Origin of the sequence: Streptomyces sp. NPDC032940 (assembly GCF_040636935.1) — a bacterium.
Classification (GTDB): domain Bacteria; phylum Actinomycetota; class Actinomycetes; order Streptomycetales; family Streptomycetaceae; genus Streptomyces.
Window position 1 is genome coordinate 87,739 of sequence record NZ_JBEZVJ010000002.1, and the last position, 17,525, is coordinate 105,263.

General features: G+C 71.8%; 16 protein-coding genes and 2 pseudogenes. 8 read left to right on the forward strand and 10 right to left on the reverse strand.

Going from position 1 to position 17,525, the window contains the following annotated elements; genetic code table 11:
* Positions 1-51 precede the first annotated feature (51 nt).
* Positions 52-2,100 carry an MDR family MFS transporter gene (locus AB0E77_RS03005; RefSeq protein WP_361564647.1) on the forward strand — a complete coding sequence of 683 codons (2,049 nt, stop codon included), beginning with the start codon at positions 52-54 and terminating at the stop codon, positions 2,098-2,100.
* 26 nt (positions 2,101-2,126) lie between these two features.
* On the opposite strand, the gene AB0E77_RS03010 is transcribed toward AB0E77_RS03005, so the two are convergent.
* Positions 2,127-2,630 (reverse strand): GNAT family N-acetyltransferase, encoded by a 504-nt coding sequence (locus tag AB0E77_RS03010; RefSeq protein ID WP_361564650.1) that lies wholly within the window; start codon positions 2,628-2,630, stop codon positions 2,127-2,129.
* Between the two features lie 163 nt (positions 2,631-2,793).
* On the opposite strand from AB0E77_RS03010, the gene AB0E77_RS03015 reads away from it, so the two are divergent.
* Positions 2,794-3,459 carry a hypothetical protein gene (locus AB0E77_RS03015; protein ID WP_361564653.1) on the forward strand — a complete coding sequence of 222 codons (666 nt, stop codon included), beginning with the start codon at positions 2,794-2,796 and terminating at the stop codon, positions 3,457-3,459.
* A 101-nt stretch (positions 3,460-3,560) separates the two neighbouring features.
* Positions 3,561-3,839: pseudogene (locus AB0E77_RS03020) on the forward strand (hypothetical protein); the annotation flags it as partial.
* Between the two features lie 10 nt (positions 3,840-3,849).
* Here the strand turns inward: AB0E77_RS03020 and AB0E77_RS03025 are convergent.
* Positions 3,850-4,203 (reverse strand): DUF1992 domain-containing protein, encoded by a 354-nt coding sequence (locus AB0E77_RS03025; protein WP_361565576.1) that lies wholly within the window; start codon positions 4,201-4,203, stop codon positions 3,850-3,852.
* Between the two features lie 181 nt (positions 4,204-4,384).
* Between AB0E77_RS03025 and AB0E77_RS03030 the strand changes: the two genes are divergently transcribed.
* A complete protein-coding gene (locus AB0E77_RS03030) occupies positions 4,385-4,777 on the forward strand; it encodes a hypothetical protein (protein WP_361564656.1) in 393 nt (130 codons plus the stop codon).
* A gap of 18 nt (positions 4,778-4,795) precedes the next feature.
* On the opposite strand, the gene AB0E77_RS03035 is transcribed toward AB0E77_RS03030, so the two are convergent.
* Both AB0E77_RS03035 and proP read right to left on the reverse strand, forming a co-directional pair.
* Positions 4,796-5,467: an O-methyltransferase gene (locus AB0E77_RS03035; RefSeq protein WP_361564658.1), complete on the reverse strand. Its 672-nt coding sequence runs from the start codon at positions 5,465-5,467 to the stop codon at positions 4,796-4,798.
* A 158-nt stretch (positions 5,468-5,625) separates the two neighbouring features.
* Complete coding sequence (gene proP / locus AB0E77_RS03040; protein ID WP_361565578.1) at positions 5,626-6,996, reverse strand: glycine betaine/L-proline transporter ProP; 1,371 nt, start codon at positions 6,994-6,996, stop codon at positions 5,626-5,628.
* A 513-nt stretch (positions 6,997-7,509) separates the two neighbouring features.
* Here proP and AB0E77_RS03045 point away from each other — a divergent pair.
* Positions 7,510-9,615 (forward strand): bifunctional glycosyltransferase 87/phosphatase PAP2 family protein, encoded by a 2,106-nt coding sequence (locus AB0E77_RS03045; protein WP_361564661.1) that lies wholly within the window; start codon positions 7,510-7,512, stop codon positions 9,613-9,615.
* Here the strand turns inward: AB0E77_RS03045 and AB0E77_RS03050 are convergent.
* The 3 genes and pseudogenes from AB0E77_RS03050 to AB0E77_RS03060 all read right to left on the reverse strand — a co-directional run bounded on the left by AB0E77_RS03050 (position 9,566) and on the right by AB0E77_RS03060 (position 12,314).
* Positions 9,566-11,253, reverse strand: a pseudogene (locus tag AB0E77_RS03050) (hypothetical protein). The gene AB0E77_RS03045 and the pseudogene AB0E77_RS03050 sit on opposite strands and share 50 nt — an antisense overlap.
* A 52-nt stretch (positions 11,254-11,305) precedes the next feature.
* On the reverse strand, positions 11,306-11,506 hold the full coding sequence (locus AB0E77_RS03055; protein ID WP_361564664.1) for a DUF397 domain-containing protein: 201 nt from the start codon (positions 11,504-11,506) through the stop codon (positions 11,306-11,308).
* Positions 11,466-12,314: a helix-turn-helix transcriptional regulator gene (locus AB0E77_RS03060; RefSeq protein ID WP_361564667.1), complete on the reverse strand. Its 849-nt coding sequence runs from the start codon at positions 12,312-12,314 to the stop codon at positions 11,466-11,468. The genes AB0E77_RS03055 and AB0E77_RS03060 overlap by 41 nt, the downstream gene beginning before the upstream one ends.
* A 92-nt stretch (positions 12,315-12,406) precedes the next feature.
* Between AB0E77_RS03060 and AB0E77_RS03065 the strand changes: the two genes are divergently transcribed.
* A complete protein-coding gene (locus tag AB0E77_RS03065) occupies positions 12,407-12,871 on the forward strand; it encodes an ATP-binding protein (RefSeq protein WP_361564669.1) in 465 nt (154 codons plus the stop codon).
* Here AB0E77_RS03065 and AB0E77_RS03070 read toward each other — a convergent pair whose 3' ends face one another.
* The 3 genes from AB0E77_RS03070 to AB0E77_RS03080 form a co-directional block, all read right to left on the reverse strand.
* On the reverse strand, positions 12,872-14,008 hold the full coding sequence (locus AB0E77_RS03070; RefSeq protein ID WP_361564671.1) for a hypothetical protein: 1,137 nt from the start codon (positions 14,006-14,008) through the stop codon (positions 12,872-12,874). It lies immediately after the preceding gene.
* A gap of 102 nt (positions 14,009-14,110) precedes the next feature.
* Complete coding sequence (locus tag AB0E77_RS03075; protein WP_361564674.1) at positions 14,111-14,833, reverse strand: isochorismatase family protein; 723 nt, start codon at positions 14,831-14,833, stop codon at positions 14,111-14,113.
* Positions 14,830-15,423 (reverse strand): isochorismatase family protein, encoded by a 594-nt coding sequence (locus AB0E77_RS03080; protein ID WP_361564677.1) that lies wholly within the window; start codon positions 15,421-15,423, stop codon positions 14,830-14,832. Before AB0E77_RS03080 ends, AB0E77_RS03075 begins: the two co-directional genes overlap by 4 nt.
* A gap of 150 nt (positions 15,424-15,573) precedes the next feature.
* On the opposite strand from AB0E77_RS03080, the gene AB0E77_RS03085 reads away from it, so the two are divergent.
* Entirely contained in the window at positions 15,574-16,572 is a 999-nt protein-coding gene (locus tag AB0E77_RS03085) for a helix-turn-helix domain-containing protein (protein WP_361564680.1), read from the forward strand.
* A gap of 316 nt (positions 16,573-16,888) precedes the next feature.
* The gene (locus AB0E77_RS03090) at positions 16,889-17,452 is read left to right on the forward strand and encodes a Uma2 family endonuclease (RefSeq protein WP_361564682.1); all 564 of its coding nucleotides are present in this window, start codon (positions 16,889-16,891) and stop codon (positions 17,450-17,452) included.
* The last annotated feature ends 73 nt before the right edge of the window (positions 17,453-17,525 follow it).

Sequence of the window (17,525 nt, forward strand, 5' to 3'; positions counted from 1 at the left end):
GGGGTGGCGGCACCCTGGCAGCACCCCTGGAAGAGCGCCGGGAGGTCTTCGATGGCAGCGGATGTGCGCGAAGTGACGGAGCCGGTGGGGCCCGAGGAGCGGGAACAGGTCTCCGGCGGAGTCCTGGTCTCGATCGGGGCCCTGCTCCTCGGCATGCTGCTCGCCGCCCTCGACCAGACCATCGTGTCGACGGCGCTGCCCACCATCGTCAGCGACCTGGGTGGGCTGGAGCACCTGTCCTGGGTGGTCACCGCGTACATGCTGGCAGCGACCGCCGCGACCCCGCTGTGGGGCAAGCTCGGCGACCAGTACGGCCGCAAGAGGCTGTTCCAGATCGCGATCGGGATCTTCCTCGTCGGCTCCGCGCTGTGCGGCGTCGCGCAGAGCATGCCCCAGCTGATCGCCTTCCGCGCCCTCCAGGGCCTGGGCGGCGGCGGGCTGATGGTGCTGTCGATGGCGATCGTCGGCGATCTCGTCTCCCCGCGTGAACGCGGCCGGTACCAGGGCCTGTTCGGCGCCGTGTTCGGCGCGACCAGTGTGCTCGGGCCACTGCTCGGCGGGGTCTTCACCGAGCATCTGAACTGGCGCTGGGTCTTCTACGTCAACCTGCCCGTCGGTGTCGTCGCGCTCGCCGTGATCGCCGCGGTCCTGCACATCCCGCACCGGGCGACCCGGCACACCATCGACTACCTGGGCACCCTGCTCATCGCCTCCGTCGCCACCTGCCTGGTGCTGGTCGCCTCGCTCGGCGGCACGACCTGGGCGTGGGGCTCGGCGCAGATCGTCGGCCTGGCGGTGCTGGGCGTCGTGCTCGCCGTCGCGTTCGTCGCGGTGGAGCGCAGGGCCGCCGAGCCCGTGCTGCCGCTCAAGCTCTTCCGCGTCCGCACCTTCACGCTCTCCGCCGTCATCAGTTTCGTCGTCGGCTTCGCGATGTTCGGCGCGATGACCTACCTGCCCACCTTCCTCCAGGTCGTGCAGGGCGTCAGCCCGACCATGTCCGGCGTGCACATGCTGCCCATGGTGATCGGCGTCCTGCTGGCCTCGACCGGCTCCGGGCAGATCGTCAGCCGCACCGGCCGCTGGAAGGTGTTCCCCGTCGCGGGCACCGCCGTCACCGCCTTCGGTCTGCTCCTGCTGCACCGGCTCGACGAGAACAGCTCGACCGCCGAGATGAGCGCCTGCTTCTTCGTCTTCGGCGTGGGCCTCGGCCTGGTGATGCAGGTCCTCGTCCTCATCGTGCAGAACGCCGTCCCCTACGAGGACCTGGGCGTCGCCACCTCCGGCGCCACCTTCTTCCGCTCCATCGGCGCGGCCTTCGGCGTCGCCGTCTTCGGCACGGTCTTCGCGAGCCGTCTCGGCACCGAGCTGACCGACGCCTTCCGCGGCGCGCAGCTGCCGCCCGGCGTCTCCACCGACACGCTCAAGGCCGACCCGCGCGGCATCGCCGCCCTGCCCGCGGACCTGCGCCCGGAGGCCTTGCACGCCTACGCGTCCGCCATCACCGACGTCTTCCTGTACGCCGCGCCCGTCGCCCTGGCCGGCTTCGCGCTGGCCTGGTTCCTGAAGGAGGACCGGCTGCGCGGCTCCGTCACGGCGCCCGACGGCTCCGAGACCTTCGCCACCAACCCGGTCGAACGCTCCTCGCACGACGAGGTCTGCCGCGCCCTGTCGGTGCTCGGGACCCGTGAGGGCCGCCGGGAGATCTACCGCCGGATCACCGAACGCGCGGGCTACGACCTGCTGCCGGCGGCGAGCTGGATGCTGCTGCGGGTGAGGAAGTACGGCCGGGTTGAGCCGGCCCTGCTCGCCGAGCGCAGCCCCGTGCCGCTGGCCGCCGTCATGGCCGCCGCCCGGCAGGTGGAGGAGCGGCACCTCGCCGTCCGCGAGGGCCCCGACCTGGTCCTGACCGACCGGGGCCGCGAGTACGCCGAGCACCTGGCGAAGGCCCGCGAGGAGTCCCTGGCCGAGCTGCTCGGCGACTGGTGGGGGCCGGACCGCCCGACCGACCTGGTACGGCTGGTGCGGGAGCTCAGCGGCGAGCTGTGCGGCTCGGAGCGGGAGCGCCCGCACGACGAGCGCACCCTGACCCGCAGCGGCTGAGCTCTCCGGACTTCGGCTCTCCGGACTCAGGCGGCGGCCGGGGCCAGCGGCTTGGTGAACCAGTGCTCGGCGTACGGGTCGTCGTTGTGCGCCGCGGTCTCCGTGTAGCCGAGCCGCGCGTACAGCGAGCGGGCCTCGACGAGGTCGCCGCGCGTGTCGAGGACGATCCGCGCGGCGCCCAGCTCGCGTGCGGCCTCCTCGGCGGCCCCGACGAGCAGCGCGGCACCGCCCCGGCCCCGCATCCCCTCCCGCAGGAACACCCGCGTCAGCTCGGCGGTCGCGCCGTCCAGCAGTCGTACGCCCGCCGTGCCGGCCGGCTCACCGGCGTACCGCGCCACCAGCAGCCGGCCCCGCGGCGGGGCCAGATCGGCGCCGGACCGCGCGGCGATCTCGCGCTCCAGCTCGTCCGGGTCGGTGCGCCGGCCCTCGTGCAGCAGGTACCAGCGGTCGCTGACCTCCGTGTAGTACGCGCGCCACAGGGCGGCGGCGACGGGGGAGTCGTACGCTTCCGGGGTGACGGTCCAGGTCATGACCGGCATTGTCGGGACCCGGCGGCCCGGTGTGCGAGCGCATTTTCCCACCGGTGCGCCGTCGGCGCTCCCCGTGCGCTGTTTCAGGGGCACCTGGGCGGCAACCCGGAGAGCGAACCGGCCGCTCTGGAGAGCCGGTTGGGCCGAGAACCGGAAGGCACCCATGTCCACAGGCGTGATCATCGCTCTGATCGTGATCGTGGCGGCCGTGCTCGTCGTGGCCGCCGTCCTGGCCTCGCGCGCACGGGGCTCCCAGCACGGCGGGAAACTGAAGCGGCGCTTCGGACCCGAGTACGACCGGGCCGTGGCCCGGCACGACGGCGACACCGAGGCCGCCGAACGGGAACTGGCGGGCCGTCTCGAGCGGCACGGGTCGCTGCACACGCGGCAGCTGGACCCGGCCGAACGCGAGGAGTTCGAGGCGCGCTGGACGGCCGCGCAGGAGCGCTTCGTCGACTCCCCGCGCGAGGCGGTCGCCGACGCGGACCGGCTGATCGCCGAGGTGGCCGGCGCCCGGGGCTTCCCGGACGGCGGGCAGTACGAGGAACAGCTCGCCGCGCTGTCCGTGCACCACGCCCACCACGTCGACGGCTACCGGCGCGTGCACCGCGTGACGCACACGGGCGTGGACGGCGCGCAGGACGGCGGCGGGGGCACGGAGGAGATGCGCGCGGCCCTCGTCGAGGCGCGCGCCCTGTTCGAGGACCTGGTGCGCCCGTCCCGCCACGACGGCGGCAGGCACCGCGCCGAGACGGAGGGCCACCGTCCCGCACCGGCCGGGGCGGCCCACGCCTGGTCGTTCACCAAGCGCCGCCCGAAGGAGAGCTGAGCCCCATGACCGACGTGACCCGACACCCCGACGCCGGCCCCGGCCCCGCCGAGCGAGGCGCGCGGCCCGCCGGCACCGCCGAAACCCCCGACGCACACGCCCTGTTGCCGCACGACGAGTGCGACCGGCTCGGGCAGCGGCTGCGGCACGCCGTGGCCGAGTTCGTCGACGCCCCGCGGGCCTCCGTCGAGGAGGCCGACCGCGTCCTGGAGGAGCTCGCCGCCCGCTTCACGGACGCCGTCGCGGACCGTCGCCGCACCCTGCGCACCTCCTGGCAGGAGAACGGCGAGGAGACGGCCGCGACGAGCACCGACACCGAACAGCTCCGCCTGGCCCTGCGGGACTACCGCGAGCTGGCGGACCGCCTCCTGCACGTGTGACGCGCGGGCCTCACCGATCCGCCCGGCGCTCCCGCCACCGGCGTGCGACCTCTTCGACGTCGTAGGGCTTCTTGCCCAGCGGGGGGCCGGGCGGCGGCTTGAACATGACGTCGCGGATCTTGACGTTGATCTCCTCGACGATCCTGCGGGCGGCCCCCTCCGTCGGGGCGTCCAACGCCGCCGCGAGCGCGTCCTCCGCCTCCTTGCGCAGGGCCGGCGTCGGCGGCAGCACGGAGAGACCCTCGCGGGCCATCTTCCGCTTGACCCACCACAGTTCGTCGTACGTGCTCTCCACGTCGCTCGGGAGGGGCTTGCCCGCCCCCGGCAACCGGTCGAACTCCCCGCGCGCGTCCGCGTCGCGGATCTGCTTGTCGACCCTCCCCCACTCTCAACCTCGTTCGAGCGGGGGGACCCCCACCTCGAAGTCGACGCCAGGTGGCTTTCGCTCGGTCATGACCCCATTGTGCCGGACACCACACCACCGGCCGATCTATCATGCGGCGGCGACAAGCCAAGCCCTGCCGGGACGTCTCGAAGGAGCGCACGTGCTCGAACTGACCATGGCCGCCGTCACCGCGGCGGACGCGGGCGCCACCGCCGGCATGCAGATGGCCGACGCGCCCAGCGAGCCGGACGCGGTGCTGCGGGTGGGCCGGGACAGGTCCGTGTGCCGGCTGGCGACGCCGGACGACTGGCTGTTCGTCTCCCGGGTCCACCTGGAGTTCCGCTGCGGCCCCGACGGCGTCTGGCAGCTGACCTGGCTGCGAGGCTCGCAGCCGGACCCGTCCTCCGAGGTCCGGCTGACCGTCGGCGAGCACACGCAGCCCCTCGTCTACGGTGGCACGGTGCCGCTGCCCAGCGGTGGCAGCGGCGAGGTCGTGGTGCAGGACCGCACCGAGCCGCGCAGTGTGAACGTCGGCTTCTACCACGAGGTGTGAGCCGGCGCCCGGCCGCGCTCAGGCGACGACGCGGGCCAGTGCGAAGCCGTCGTACCCCTTGGCGCCGACCGTCTGGACGGCGGTGCCGCTGAGCCGCGGATGGGTGCCGATCATCTCGATGGCGGCGCGGGTGCCGCGCACGTCGTCGGCGTCGCTGCCGGCCTCGGCCACGCGCCCGCCGCGGACCACGTTGTCGACGACGATCAGGCTGCCGGTGCGGGTCAGGCGCAGCGCCCACTCCAGGTAGTGCGGGTTGTTGCCCTTGTCGGCGTCGATGAAGACCAGGTCGAAGGGGGGCGGGTTGTCGTCGGCGAGCTTCGGCAGCGTCTCCAGCGCGGGGCCGACGCGCACGTCGACGAGGGTCTCCAGGCCGGCGCGGGCGATGTTGCGGACGGCGACCTCGGCGTGCCGGGCGCTGTACTCGAGCGTCACCAGGCGGCCGTCGGCGGGCAGGGCGCGGGCCAGCCAGATGGTGCTGTAGCCGCCGAGGGTGCCGATCTCCAGGATGGTGCGGGCGCCCTGGATCCCGGCGAGGAGGTGGAGGAGCTTGCCCTGCGTGGGGGTGACGGCCACCGGCGGCAGCCCGGCGGCGTCACTGTCCCGCAGGGCGGCCTCCAGGGCGTCGTCGCCCGGTGCGAGGTGGCCGGTGAAGTAGGCGTCGACGTCGTCCCAGAGCCGTGATTCGCTCATACCGGGGATGCCTCCCGTGTGCGTGGTTAGCACTGCTAAATAGATGCGCTAACGAATATAGACGCGCAGGGCGGAACATGTCCCGGAGCCGGCGGAGGCCCGGCCGGGTGTGTCCCCCGGCCGGGCCTCCGCCGGCGGCACCGGCGTGGCCGGCGGTCTCAGGCTGCTTCGACGTGTTCGACCGACGGGGCCGAGCCCGGGAGGGGGCGGCCGGCCGATTCCTTCATGAACCACACCGCCGCGCCGCCGATCACGGCCGCGGCCATCATGTAGTACGCGGGCATCATCATGTTGCCCGTCGCCCCGATCAGCGCCGTCACCACCAGCGGCGTCGTGCCGCCGAAGAGGGACACGGAGACGTTGAAGCCGATCGACAGTGAGCCGTAGCGCACCCGCGTCGGGAAGAGGGCGGGCAGCGCGGACGGCATCGACGCCGTGAAGCAGACCAGCAGCAGACCCAGCGCGGCCATGCCCAGGCCGACGGCGAGCAGACTGCCCTGGCGGATCAGCAGCAGCGCCGGGACCGACAGGAGCAGGAAGCCCACGCAGCCCGCCGCGATCACCGGACGCCGGCCGACCCGGTCGGTCAGCGCGCCCGCGAACGGCTGCACGATCATCATCAGCGTCATCACGGCCAGCACGACCAGCAGACCGTGCGTCTCGTCGTACTTCAGCTCGCTCGTCAGATAGCTCGGCATGTACGACAGCAGCATGTAGTCGGTGACGTTGAAGACCAGCACCAGGCCGACGCAGAGCAGCAGCGACTTCCACTGCCCCGTGACCATCTCCCGCAGCGGCACGCGCGGCCGCTCGGACTCCGCCTTCTCGACCTCCGCGGCGAACGCCGGGGTCTCCTCCAGCCGCATCCGCAGATACAGCCCGATGATGCCCATCGGACCGGCGATCAGGAACGGGATGCGCCAGCCCCAGGAGGTGAGGTCGCCGTCGGACAGCAGCGCCGTCATGAGGGTCACCAGGCCCGCGCCGCCGATGTAGCCGGCGAGCGTGCCGAACTCCAGCCAGCTGCCCAGGAAGCCGCGCCGCTTGTCCGGCGCGTACTCGGCGATGAAGGTGGACGCGCCCGCGTACTCGCCGCCGGTCGAGAAGCCCTGCACCAGGCGGGCCACCAGCAGCAGCACCGGCGCCCACACGCCGATCGTCGCGTACGAGGGGATCAGCCCGATGGCGAAGGTGCCGGCCGCCATCATGATCATCGTGACGGCGAGGACCTTCTGCCGCCCGACCCGGTCGCCGAGCGGGCCGAAGACCATACCGCCGAGCGGCCGGACCAGGAACGCCGCGGCGAAGGCGCCGAAGGTGGAGAGCAGCTGGGCGGTCGGATTGCCCGAGGGGAAGAAGACCTTGCCGAGGGTGACGGCGATGTAGCTGTAGACGCCGAAGTCGAACCACTCCATGGCGTTGCCGAGTGCCGCCGCCTTGACGGCGCGCCGCACCAGGGCGGGGTCGGTGGCGGTGACGCCCGCGCCGGACGGTGACGCGCCGGAGCGGGCCGGCTTCTCGAGGGACAGGGGGGATGCGACGGTGGCAGCCGACAAAACTCCGCTCGCCTACCTTTCGACGGGGACAGGGACACCGCGACCCGCACGGCGGCGCTGTCGCCCGGGCCGTAAAAAACCTGTGGCAACGCGCCACAGGCCGAAAAGCGACCATAGGCGGTGGTGCGCCGCTTACGCCCGGTAAGCTCCTCGTTGCTCACTGCATCAATATGACGTGCACGCAGGGACGTCTTCCCGGTACGGAACGCGTCCTGTGCCCCTGACCTGTGATCCTTCTCGCTCCGGACGGGGTGGCGACGGGCCCCGGGGACGTGCTGAGAGGCACCCCGAGCACCACCGGACTATCGTCATGCGGACAAAATGCGGTCAAAGGGCCGGCCGGCCGCGGATGACGGCGGACGGCGGTCAGGCGGATCAGGGGTCGCCTGCGTCTCCCTCAGGGGGCGGTGCGAGCCTCATCAGGGTTCGCAAGGACAGCACCGCGCACACGGGCGCGCGGGCGAGCGGGGCGGGAGGCCGCGAGGCGTGGCGAATGCGGAGCACAGTGGGCGACCGGCGGAGGCCTTCGGAGCACCGGACGCCGAGGCGACCAGAGCACGGCTGCGCGCGGCACGGTTCGGACTGTGGCTGGTCGCCGCCGTTCTCGCCGTCCGCCAGCTGGCCACGGTCCTCGGCACCCCGCGCGGGGAACGGCTGACCGACCTGGAGACCTGGGTCGGCGAGCACGGGGTCCTGCACGTGGAGGGCTCGCTGTACGAGTCCACGCAGTTCACCGGCACCCCCTTCGTCGGCCTCGTCCTCAAGCCCTTCACCCGGGCGGCCGAACAGGCCCTCGGCTGGGGCTGGACCTTCGGCTCGCTGCTGCTGGTCGTGGCCCTCGGCCTGGTCGCCGCCCGCGCCCTGCCCCAGCCCGTCGGCCGCCGTACGGCACTGCTGGCGGCGCCCGTCGCGATCAGCCTGCTGATGCTGTCGCTGCCGGTGCGCAACGCGCTGTGGCTCGGCCAGACCAGCATCCTGCCCGTCCTCCTCGTCCTGCTGGGCTGCTTCGCCGTCCGCGGCGCACACGGCGAACGCGTCGGCGGCGCCCTGATCGGCATCGCCGCCGCCTTCCAGCCGACCGTGCTCCTCTTCGTGCCCCTGCTGTGGTTCACCGACCGCAGACGCGCCGCCGTCTCCACGGCCGCCGCCTTCGCCGCCTGCACGGCGATCGCCTGGGCGGCGATGGCGCAGGACTCCTACACGTACTGGGTGCACCACCTGGCGGGTGTCGGGCTCGGCGGCGCCGCCGACGACCTCGCCAACCAGTCCCTGCACGGCGCCCTGCTGCGGCTCGGCCTCTCCGGGCCCCTGGAGATCGCCCTCTTCCTCGCCCTCGGCGCCGCCGTCGCCGTCCTCGCCCTGCGCCGCGCGGTGCGCTACGCCCGCGACGGACAGCTCCTGCTCGCCGTCGCCGTCACCGGCTGCGCGGCGGTCGTCGTGTCCCCGACCACCTGGCAGCACCAGCTGCTGTGGGTGCTGCTCGCCGTCGTCGGCCGGGTCGGCAAGCGGGCCTCCGACCGGTACGTGTGGCCGGTCGCCGTCGTCCTGGTGATGACGCTGCCCGCCAAGATGATGCTGCCGAACATGGCGAGCCTGTACCCGCTGCGGGACAACGTGATCCTGCTGGCGGCGCTGGCGGCGGCCGTCGCCGTGCCGTTCCTGTCCCGCACCTCCCCGTACTACGACACCCCGCTCCCGACGAGCTACGCGCCGCCGGTCCCCACCCGCTTCAAGCGCGTCCCCCTGCTGCCCTTCCTGCGCCGCGTCCTCACCCGCCCCAACCTCCTCCTCGAACTCCTCCTCATCCGCGTCACCTACGCCGCCTACTCGCAGGTCCGGCTGGCGGCGACCGGCGGCAGCAACTCGGCCGGGCGGGCGCGGGCGGAGGCGCACGGCCATCAGATTCTCGACCTCGAACGTTTCCTGCACATCGACATCGAGCACACGGTCAACCACGCCGTGGTGAAGGCCGGCTGGCTGCGGGATTTCTTCGACTTCTACTACACGTCGTTCCACTTCGCCGTGCCGCTGACCGTGCTCGGCGTCCTGTACTGGCGCCGCCCGGTCGACTACCGCTGGGCCCGCGCCTCCCTCGGCTTCGCCACCCTGCTGGCCCTGGTCGGCTTCTGGCTGTACCCGCTGGCCCCGCCGCGCCTCATGCCGGGACTCGGGATCATCGACACCGTGCACGGCGTGCAGGACTTCTCCAAGCCCGACTACGGCACGCTGACGGCCCTCACCAACCAGTACGCGGCGATGCCGTCGCTGCACTTCGGCTGGTCGCTGTGGTGCGGGCTGGCCATCGCGGTCATCGCCCCGAAGACGTGGATGAAGGCCCTCGGCCTGCTCCACCCGCTCTTCACGGTCTCGGCGATCGTGGCGACCGGCAACCACTGGGTGCTGGACGCCGTGGGCGGCGCGCTCGTGGTCGGCGGCGGCTTCGGCCTGACGTACCTGTTCCAGGGCCCCCGGGCACGTACGGTGACGGCCGCGGCGCAGGCCCAGGCCCCGGCCCCTGTCTCCCGTCCTCCGGCCGGAGAGGTCAGCAGCGGTCCGGCGTCGTCGTCGGCGAAGGAAGGTACGCCGAGCTGATCCGGTACTCGCCCGCCGCCGGGACGGTCAGCCGCGTGAACTCGCCGTCCCGGGACAGGCACCCGCCGTCGGACCGCAGCCACGGCGACCAGGCGACCCGCACGGTGACCGCGCCCGGACGCTCCACACGCAGCACCAGATCGACGCTGCTGCTGGTCACGACCGTGCCCGGCGCGGAGACCAGCGGGACGGCGTCCCGCACCCGGTACACCCGCCAGTGCTCGTCCTGCCAGACCGGCTCCAGCCACGCGGGCCGCAGCGCCGGGTCCCGCACGAGCGCCGCCTCCGCCTCGGCCGGACCGTCCGGCCTCCCGAGCGGCAGCACGACGAGGCCGACGGCCCAGCGGTCCAGCCAGGCCCGGTAGGTGTCCGCGGAGAAACTGCCGTCGTAGAAGAGACGGCCCCGCTCCACGTCGAGCTGCCGGTTCCAGCCGCGCGCCATGTTCACGTGCGGGGCGAGTTCCATGGCCTCGCGGTGGTTGCGGGCGGGCACGACCTCCACCCGCATCCGGTCGGCCCCGAGCCCCTCCAGCGCCCGTACGACCCCGTCCGTCTCGGCGGCCCAGGCGGGCACCGCCGTGGACACCCGCAGATCGTCCACCGTCTTCTTCCCCACCCACCCGACGGAGAAGACGAGCGCGACGACCAGCAGCGTGTGCGCGACCCGCCGCGCCCTCGGCACGGAGAACAGGGCGGCGAGCAGCGCGGCGGGCGCGAACAGCTCCACGAACCGCTCGACGTTCGTCCCGACCGGTGAGGCGATCAGATACGTCAGCACCGTCCCCACCGCGTAGACGGCCCCGCTCCACCGGGCGACCCGCCACGTCCGCGGCGCCAGCACGGCGACGGCCAGCCCGAGCACGGCGGGCTGCCAGATCCGGTCCGCCGGCATCGGCTGCTCCCCGGTGAACGGGAAGAACAGCGTGGTGAACCCGACGACGGCGGCGGGCGGTATGAGCAGCACCAGAGCCCGCCCCCAGTCCCGCACCATCAGGAACCCGGCCCCGACAACGGCCAGGAACAGCCCCGCCACGGGCGACGCCATGGTGGCCAGCGCGGCGTAGGAGGCGGCCAGGGCGAGCCGCCGCTCACGGACCAGCGGCACGCACGCCGCCAGCCCGAGCGCGACGCCCAGCGCGAACGTGGTCCGCCCCGAGGCGACGTCGCACCACAGCGCGAGCGACGCCAGCAGCGCGGGCCACACCGGCCTGCGCACCCCCGCCCGCCGGATCAGCACCGCCGCCAGCCAGGAGGCGGCCAGCCCCGACACCACGGTGACCGTGCGGACGCCGAGCGCGCCCATCAAGTACGGGGATATGACGCTGTAGTTGACGGTGTGCATCCCGCCGTACCAGAACAGCCCGTACGCGGACCCGCCGTGCCGTGCCGCGAAGTCCGCCCACGTGTACTGCGCGGCCAGGTCACCGCCGCCGGTGGCGAGGAAAGCCCACCACACCCCGTACAGGGGGAGGGTGGGCAGCGTGGCGAGCAGCGGGACGCGGTGCCGGTGCCAGAAGGTGCGGGGCGCGTCGTCGCGGCGTCTGTCCGACCGCTGGTCGGGCCGGGAGACGGTGAGATCGGCAGGGACCACGGGCGGGGTTTCCGTTCGGCTTCGTCAGGAGCGTCCGGGGTGGACACACGTGCGAAGACGATAAATCGAACAGAAACGTTGACCGGACCCGGCCCGGGGTCAGTTGGTCGCGGAGGCCCAGTCGAGGAACGCCGAGAAGGCGCCGGGTGCGAGGGCGAGGGCGGGGCCGGTGGGGTTCTTGGAGTCGCGGACGGCGATGGTGGAGGGCAGTTCGGCTACCTCGACGCACTGCCCGCCCTGGTCGCCGCTGTAGCTGGACTTACGCCACTGGATCCCCGTCAGAGTCGCGTTGCTCTCCATAGCGTTCCTCCATCAAGCGCCGGATCAGCTCCGCCGAGTCTCTGAGGGAGAGCGCGGATGCCTGGAGATGATCGTAACGGAGTGAGCAGTCCTTGACGGTGTCTGGGTTGGCGGTCGGATGCCCGCTGCCGTACCCCTCGGTGTAGATGATGGTCGGGTCGCCCGTGAACCGGTAGACGTCGAACGAGCCTTGCAGCCCTGCGTGCGCTCCCGCCGAGAACGGCAGGATCTGAATGTTGATCCTGGGGTTGTCGTCGAAGGCCAACAGGTGGGCGAGTTGCTCCCGCATGATCCCCCGGTCGCCCATTTCCTGGTACAGCGCGGCTTCGCTGAGGACAACCCAGAAGATCGGCGGGTCCTCCTTGTCGAAGATCTTCTGGCGGGCGACTCGGACCGCCGTCCGGTCGTCAAGGTTGCTCTGGTCCAGTGCCCCCAGCACAGCACGCGCGTACGCCTTGGTCTGTAGCAAACCGTGGATCATGTGTGTCTCGAACGAGTAGATCTCCGCGGCCCGCACTTCCAACTCGGCCACCTGTTGGAACCAGGCCGGAACCCGACTGCGCATCACCAGGTCGACCAGCCGGGACAGTAACCCGCCGGTTCCCAGCGCAGCGTCGACGCGCTCGCTGAACTCCCGTGTCGGCAGCTTCCGGGCCGTCTCGATCTGGCCGATCAGCGAACCGGTGTAGTTCACGATGTCGCCTAGTTGCCCTTGGGTCAGTCCGGCGGCCTCCCGGTACCGGCGCAGCTCGAAGCCGTAGTAGTCGAGCGGCGAGGCACCCGGGTCGAGGATGTTGATGTGGGTCACGCGGCGGCCCCTCTCGCGCAACTCGGCCCACTGGGGGACCGGTTGTATTCGTCCGGTAGCCCACGGTAGTCGTCCGACGTCAGGCTCGTGCCGTGAACGAATACTTTCCCCCGACCCTGATGGGTCACCGGCCGGACCAGTACACGATGCGCTTCACCGCCGGTGCGCACTCGGCCCGGCACGTCCGGCGGATCGTCCGCTCGTATCTCACCGAGTGGGAGCTGGACGGGCTGACCGACGCGGTGGAGCTGGGCGTCACGGAGCTGCTCGCCAACGTCGTACGCCATGTCCCGGACCGCCGTTGCACGTTGCTGTTGCTGCGGCGGGCGGACGGTGCGGGCGTGCGGGTCGAGGTGACGGACGGCAGCGCGCGGCGTCCGCGGCCGGCCGAGGAGGTGCCGGACGACGCCGAGGGCGGGCGGGGACTGGTGCTGCTGGACGCGGTGGCGGACAAGTGGGGTGTGGGGGCGGGTCCGGGGCGCGGCAAGACGGTGTGGTTCGAGTGCGAGGGGGCGTCGGAGGCATCCCCCGCCCCGGGAGCGGGGGATGCCCGGTGATCACACCGTCGCGGTGTGCCCGGTGACGGGGCAGGTGCCGGCCGCCGCCGTCGCGGCGAACCCGGCGGTCCTGGCGGCGGGCGCCGTACCGCCGATCTGCTGGAGGATCTCGTCGGAGAGGAGGTCCTCCTTGCCCTTGAGGGCGTCGGCCACCTTGAGGTCGGTGTTGAAGACCATCTCGGCGGCGATGTTGTCCTGGACGATGCGGGCCAGGTTGTCCAGGGCCACGGCGATCGGGCCGGAGGGGGTCTCCACGGTCGGCAGGTCGATGAGGTGGGTGTCCACCTTCGCCTGGTTCATGGTGCGGCGGATGATGATGGACGCCTGGTTCAGCTCGGACGTCGTCCAGATCGACAGCACCGTGACGTAGAGGTCGCTCCACGCGGCCTCGCCGAGCAGCGTGCGCCACCGCTTCATCAGCGTCTCGATGCCGGTGATCTGCGCGGTGGCGGCGAAGGTCATGTTGACCCGGATGGCCGGGTAGACCGTGGCGGCGAACCTGTTGAAGGACACCATGTCGAACGACTGGGCCTTGACGGACGCGTCGATGAACTTGACGGCCTCGCTCAGGATCGTGCCGCAGGAGTTCTCGAGGTCCAGGGGGAGGTTCGCCGTGCCGAGCCTCGTGTACGCCGTCTGCAGCGTGGTCTTGAAGGCGTTCAGCGGGGTGATCCAGCCCTTCTCGCCCGGTGCCTTGGTGACGACCATGTCGAGGTCGTGCGGGTCGATGCGGTCCGCGTTGGGGACGTTGGGGACCTGGTCGCCGAGGTAGGAGGCGAGCACCGAGAAGACGCCCAGCGGGACGTGGGCGATCGACTTGGCCAGCTCGAAGTACTCGGGGACCGGGTCGACGGTCTCGATCTGCTGACCGTTGTCGATGAGGGTGAAGCGTCCGCCGACCGCGTTGTTCGAGACGACGATCACCGGGCTGAGCTGGGTGGTCAGTTCGCTCTTGAGGATCGCGTAGTTGGCGCGCATCTTCGCGTTGACGGCGCGTATCGCGTCACGCGCGGCCTTCTCGTCGGTCGCGGTGGTGCCGGTGGTGGCCGCCGAGGCGGTGGAGGCGGTCTGGCCCGTCAGTAAGGCCGCCGCCCCGACGGCCGACGCGGTACCCAGAAATCCTCTGCGTGTTGCCATGCCCCGTGTTCCTGCTTTCTCGGGTGAAGGGAAAGTGCCTTGTGGCGTGGGGGGGGGGCGTGGGGGGAGATCAGGGTGGGGGGATTCCAGGGTGGGGGAAACTCAGGTCAGGGACTTCTGCGACGGCACGACGACGCCGTAGAGATCCTGGACCGTGGCGAGCGCGGCCTCGTGGACCTGCTGGGCGGGGATGCCGTTCGGGTTGCCCTTCAGCGGCAGCGGCCGGGTCGCGGAGGCGTCGGCCACCACGGTCGGCTTGTTGCCGTTGAGGAAGGCGCCCTGGGTGGTGAAGAGGGTGCACATGTTGGTCATGAAGCCCGCGATGATGACGTTCTCGCGGCCCGCCTTCTTCACCTGCGCGGCGAGATCGGTGCCGTGGAAGCCGTTGGGGACGCTCTTCTCGACGACGGGCTCGCCCTTGACCGGCTTGAGCGCCGGGATGATCTGGCCCGCCTTCGACTTCAGGTCGTAGCCCTTGTCGACGATGTGGATGACCGGCGTGCCCGCCGCGCGGGCCCGCTTGAGCAGGGCCGCGGCGTTGTCGACGGCCGGCTTCCAGCCGTCGAGTTCCATCACGCCCTCGGTGTAGGTGTTCTGGTAGTCGACGAGGATGAGCGTGGCGTCGGAGAGCGTGGCCGGGGTCTCGTCCAGGCCGTTGAGCTTCCGCAGCGTCGTGGTGTCCTTCGCGACGTTCACCGCGGTGCCGGCGGACGCCGACGGCTCGCTCTTGGGGGAGGCGGCCTCGGAGTCGCCGCCGCACGCGGTGGCGGTGAAGGCGAGCACGACGGCGGCACCGAGCGCGACGGCCGGGCGGCGCAGCTTCATCGGACGAGCTCCTTCTGGGTCGGGACGACGACGCCGTACAGGTCGGCGATGGTGGCGAGGGCGCTGTCGTGCACCTGGCGGGCGGCCACCTCGGTGCCCGCGACGGGCAGGGCGCGGGTGGCGCTGGCGTCGGCCACCACGGTGGGGCGGTTGCCGCGCAGGAAGGCGCCCTGGGCGGTGAAGGCCACGCACATGTGCGTCATGAAACCGGCGATGACGACATCGCTGTGGCCCGCCGCGTCGACGTGCTCGGCGAGGTCCGTGTCCACGAAGGCGTTCGGCACCTTCTTGACGACCACGGGCTCGCCGTCGACCGGTGCGACGCTCGGGTGGATACGGCCGATCTCGGCCCGGATGTCGTACGGGGTGCCCTCGCCGCCGTCGTTGACGACGTGGACGACCTTCGCGCCCTCGCGGCGGGCGCGGGCCAGCAGTTCGGCGGCGGCGTCGAGCGCCTCCCGCCAGCCGTCCAGCTCCATGACGCCGGTCGTGTAGGTGTTCTGGTAGTCGACGAGGATCAGCGTGGACTCGGCGAGCTTCGCCGGGGTGTCGTCGAAGCCGTTGAGCTCGCGCAGCGTCGTTCTGGGCATGGGGGAACCACCTGAAGTCACTTGGAAGGGGAGGCAGTTCACCGGTGCGGTGACCTGCACCCATGACGCTATGGCCGGCGGCCGGTGTCGGCAATGTCGTCTAACATGCAGAAACCGACATGGCTGTTGCCGTCGAGCGTGGGGGGTTCCATGAGCACCGTCGGACGACTGATCGTCATCGTCCTCTTCGAGGACGTCGACCTGCTCGACGTCACCGGACCGCCGGAGGTGTTCTCCCTCGCGCGCCGGGAGACGGACGAGGCGGCGGGCTACGAGGTCGTCCTCGCCGCGGAGACCATGGACCCGGTCACCACCGGCGCCGGCGTCCGGGTGCTGCCCGACATCACCTTCGACGCGCTGGCCGCGAAGAGCATCGACACCCTGATCGTGCCCGGCGCCGTCGAGGTCGACGACCAGCGCCACGTGCACCCGCTCACCGACCCCGCCGTGGTGGAGCGGGTACGCCAACTCGCCGCCCGCACCCGGCGGGTGACGTCCGTCTGCGTCGGCGCCCACATCCTCGCCGCCGCCGGACTCCTCGACGGCAAGCGCGCCACCACCCACTGGTCGACCGCGCAGCAGCTCGCCGCCGAGCACCCGGCGATCGAGGTCGACGCCGACCCGATCTTCATCCGCGAGGGCGACGTGTGGACGGGCGCGGGCATCAGCGCCTGCCTCGACCTCTCCCTCGCGCTCATCGCCGACGACCTCGGCGAGGCCGTCGCGCTGCGGGTGGCCCGGCAGCTCGTGATGTACCTGAAGCGGCCCAGCGGGCAGAGCCAGTTCAGCGTGCCGCTGGAGCAGGTCTCCGTGACCCGGCGCATCGAGGACTTGCGCCTCCACATCATGCGGCACATCGCGGAACCCCTCACGGTCGCCGACCTCGCCGCCTGCGCCCACGTCAGCGACCGGCAGCTCACCCGGATCTTCAAGAACGAACTCGGCACGACCCCGCACGCCTACATCGAGTCGGCCCGCGTCGAGGTGGCCCGCCAGCAGCTCGAGTCCACCGACGCCACCCTGGAGCGGATCGCCGCCGCCTGCGGCTTCGGCACCGTCGACACCCTGGTCAGAGCCTTCCGCCGCCGCCTCGACACGACCCCGACCGAGTACCGGCGCCGGTTCCGGACGGTGGCGGCACCTCGTTGATCTCGGCCCACCACACATGACCCAGAACCGTGATCAATATCAACACAACGCTCAGTGAACGTCGGCTTCCTCGGGGCTGCGAACAGCCGGTGGACCGCAGGGATCCCCCGACGCGCCAGCACTCGGCGGGACCGGACCGGACATCGGCGAGCCATGCCGACGCCCCTGGGGCGGGCGACTGAGCGGCACACTCGTTCGAGGTCTCGCTCGCAGCGGCGAAACCTCGTGTCAGCAGGTGGGAGCGCCCGTATGCTGGCCGTGTACCGCGTGTCGGGGTCACACCGAGACTGCCCGTCGGATGAGGAGGTGAAAGGGAATGAGCGTTGCCATGGACCACACCGGGCCGTGGACCGTCGCCGACGTCCTGGCCCTGCCCGAAGACCGCACCACCCGCTACGAGCTGCTGGGGGAGTCCCTCGTAATGTCCCCCGCCCCCGGCGTCCGCCACCAGCGGGCCTCGTTCCGCCTCCACGTCGCGCTGGACGCGGCTGCCCGAGCCGTCGGCGCGCCGGTGGAGATCCTGGAAGGCGTCAACGTCGTCCTGCCGTCCGGGCTGGTCGTGCCCGACCTGGTCGTGGCCGACGCCGGCGCGACCGCCGACGACCCTGTCACCGTCGACATCGACGCGGTCCAGCTTGTCGTCGAACTCGTCTCCCCCGGCAACAGCACCATGGACCGCAAGGTCAAGCCCATGCTGTACGCCGAGGCCGCCATCCCGCACTTCTGGCGCCTGGAGTTCGACCCCGCCCCCATGCTCGTCATCTACGAACTGCAGGGCGGTCGCTACGTAGAGCGGACCACGGCACTCGCGGGCGCGACCACCTACCTGGACGCCCCGTTCCCGATCGCAGTCGATCCGGCTGGACTCTCCCGGCAGTAGACGCCTTCTGACGGCAACGCTGACGGCAACCGGACCCGCCAGAGGCGGACGTCAGCGGATTTCCACGGACCCA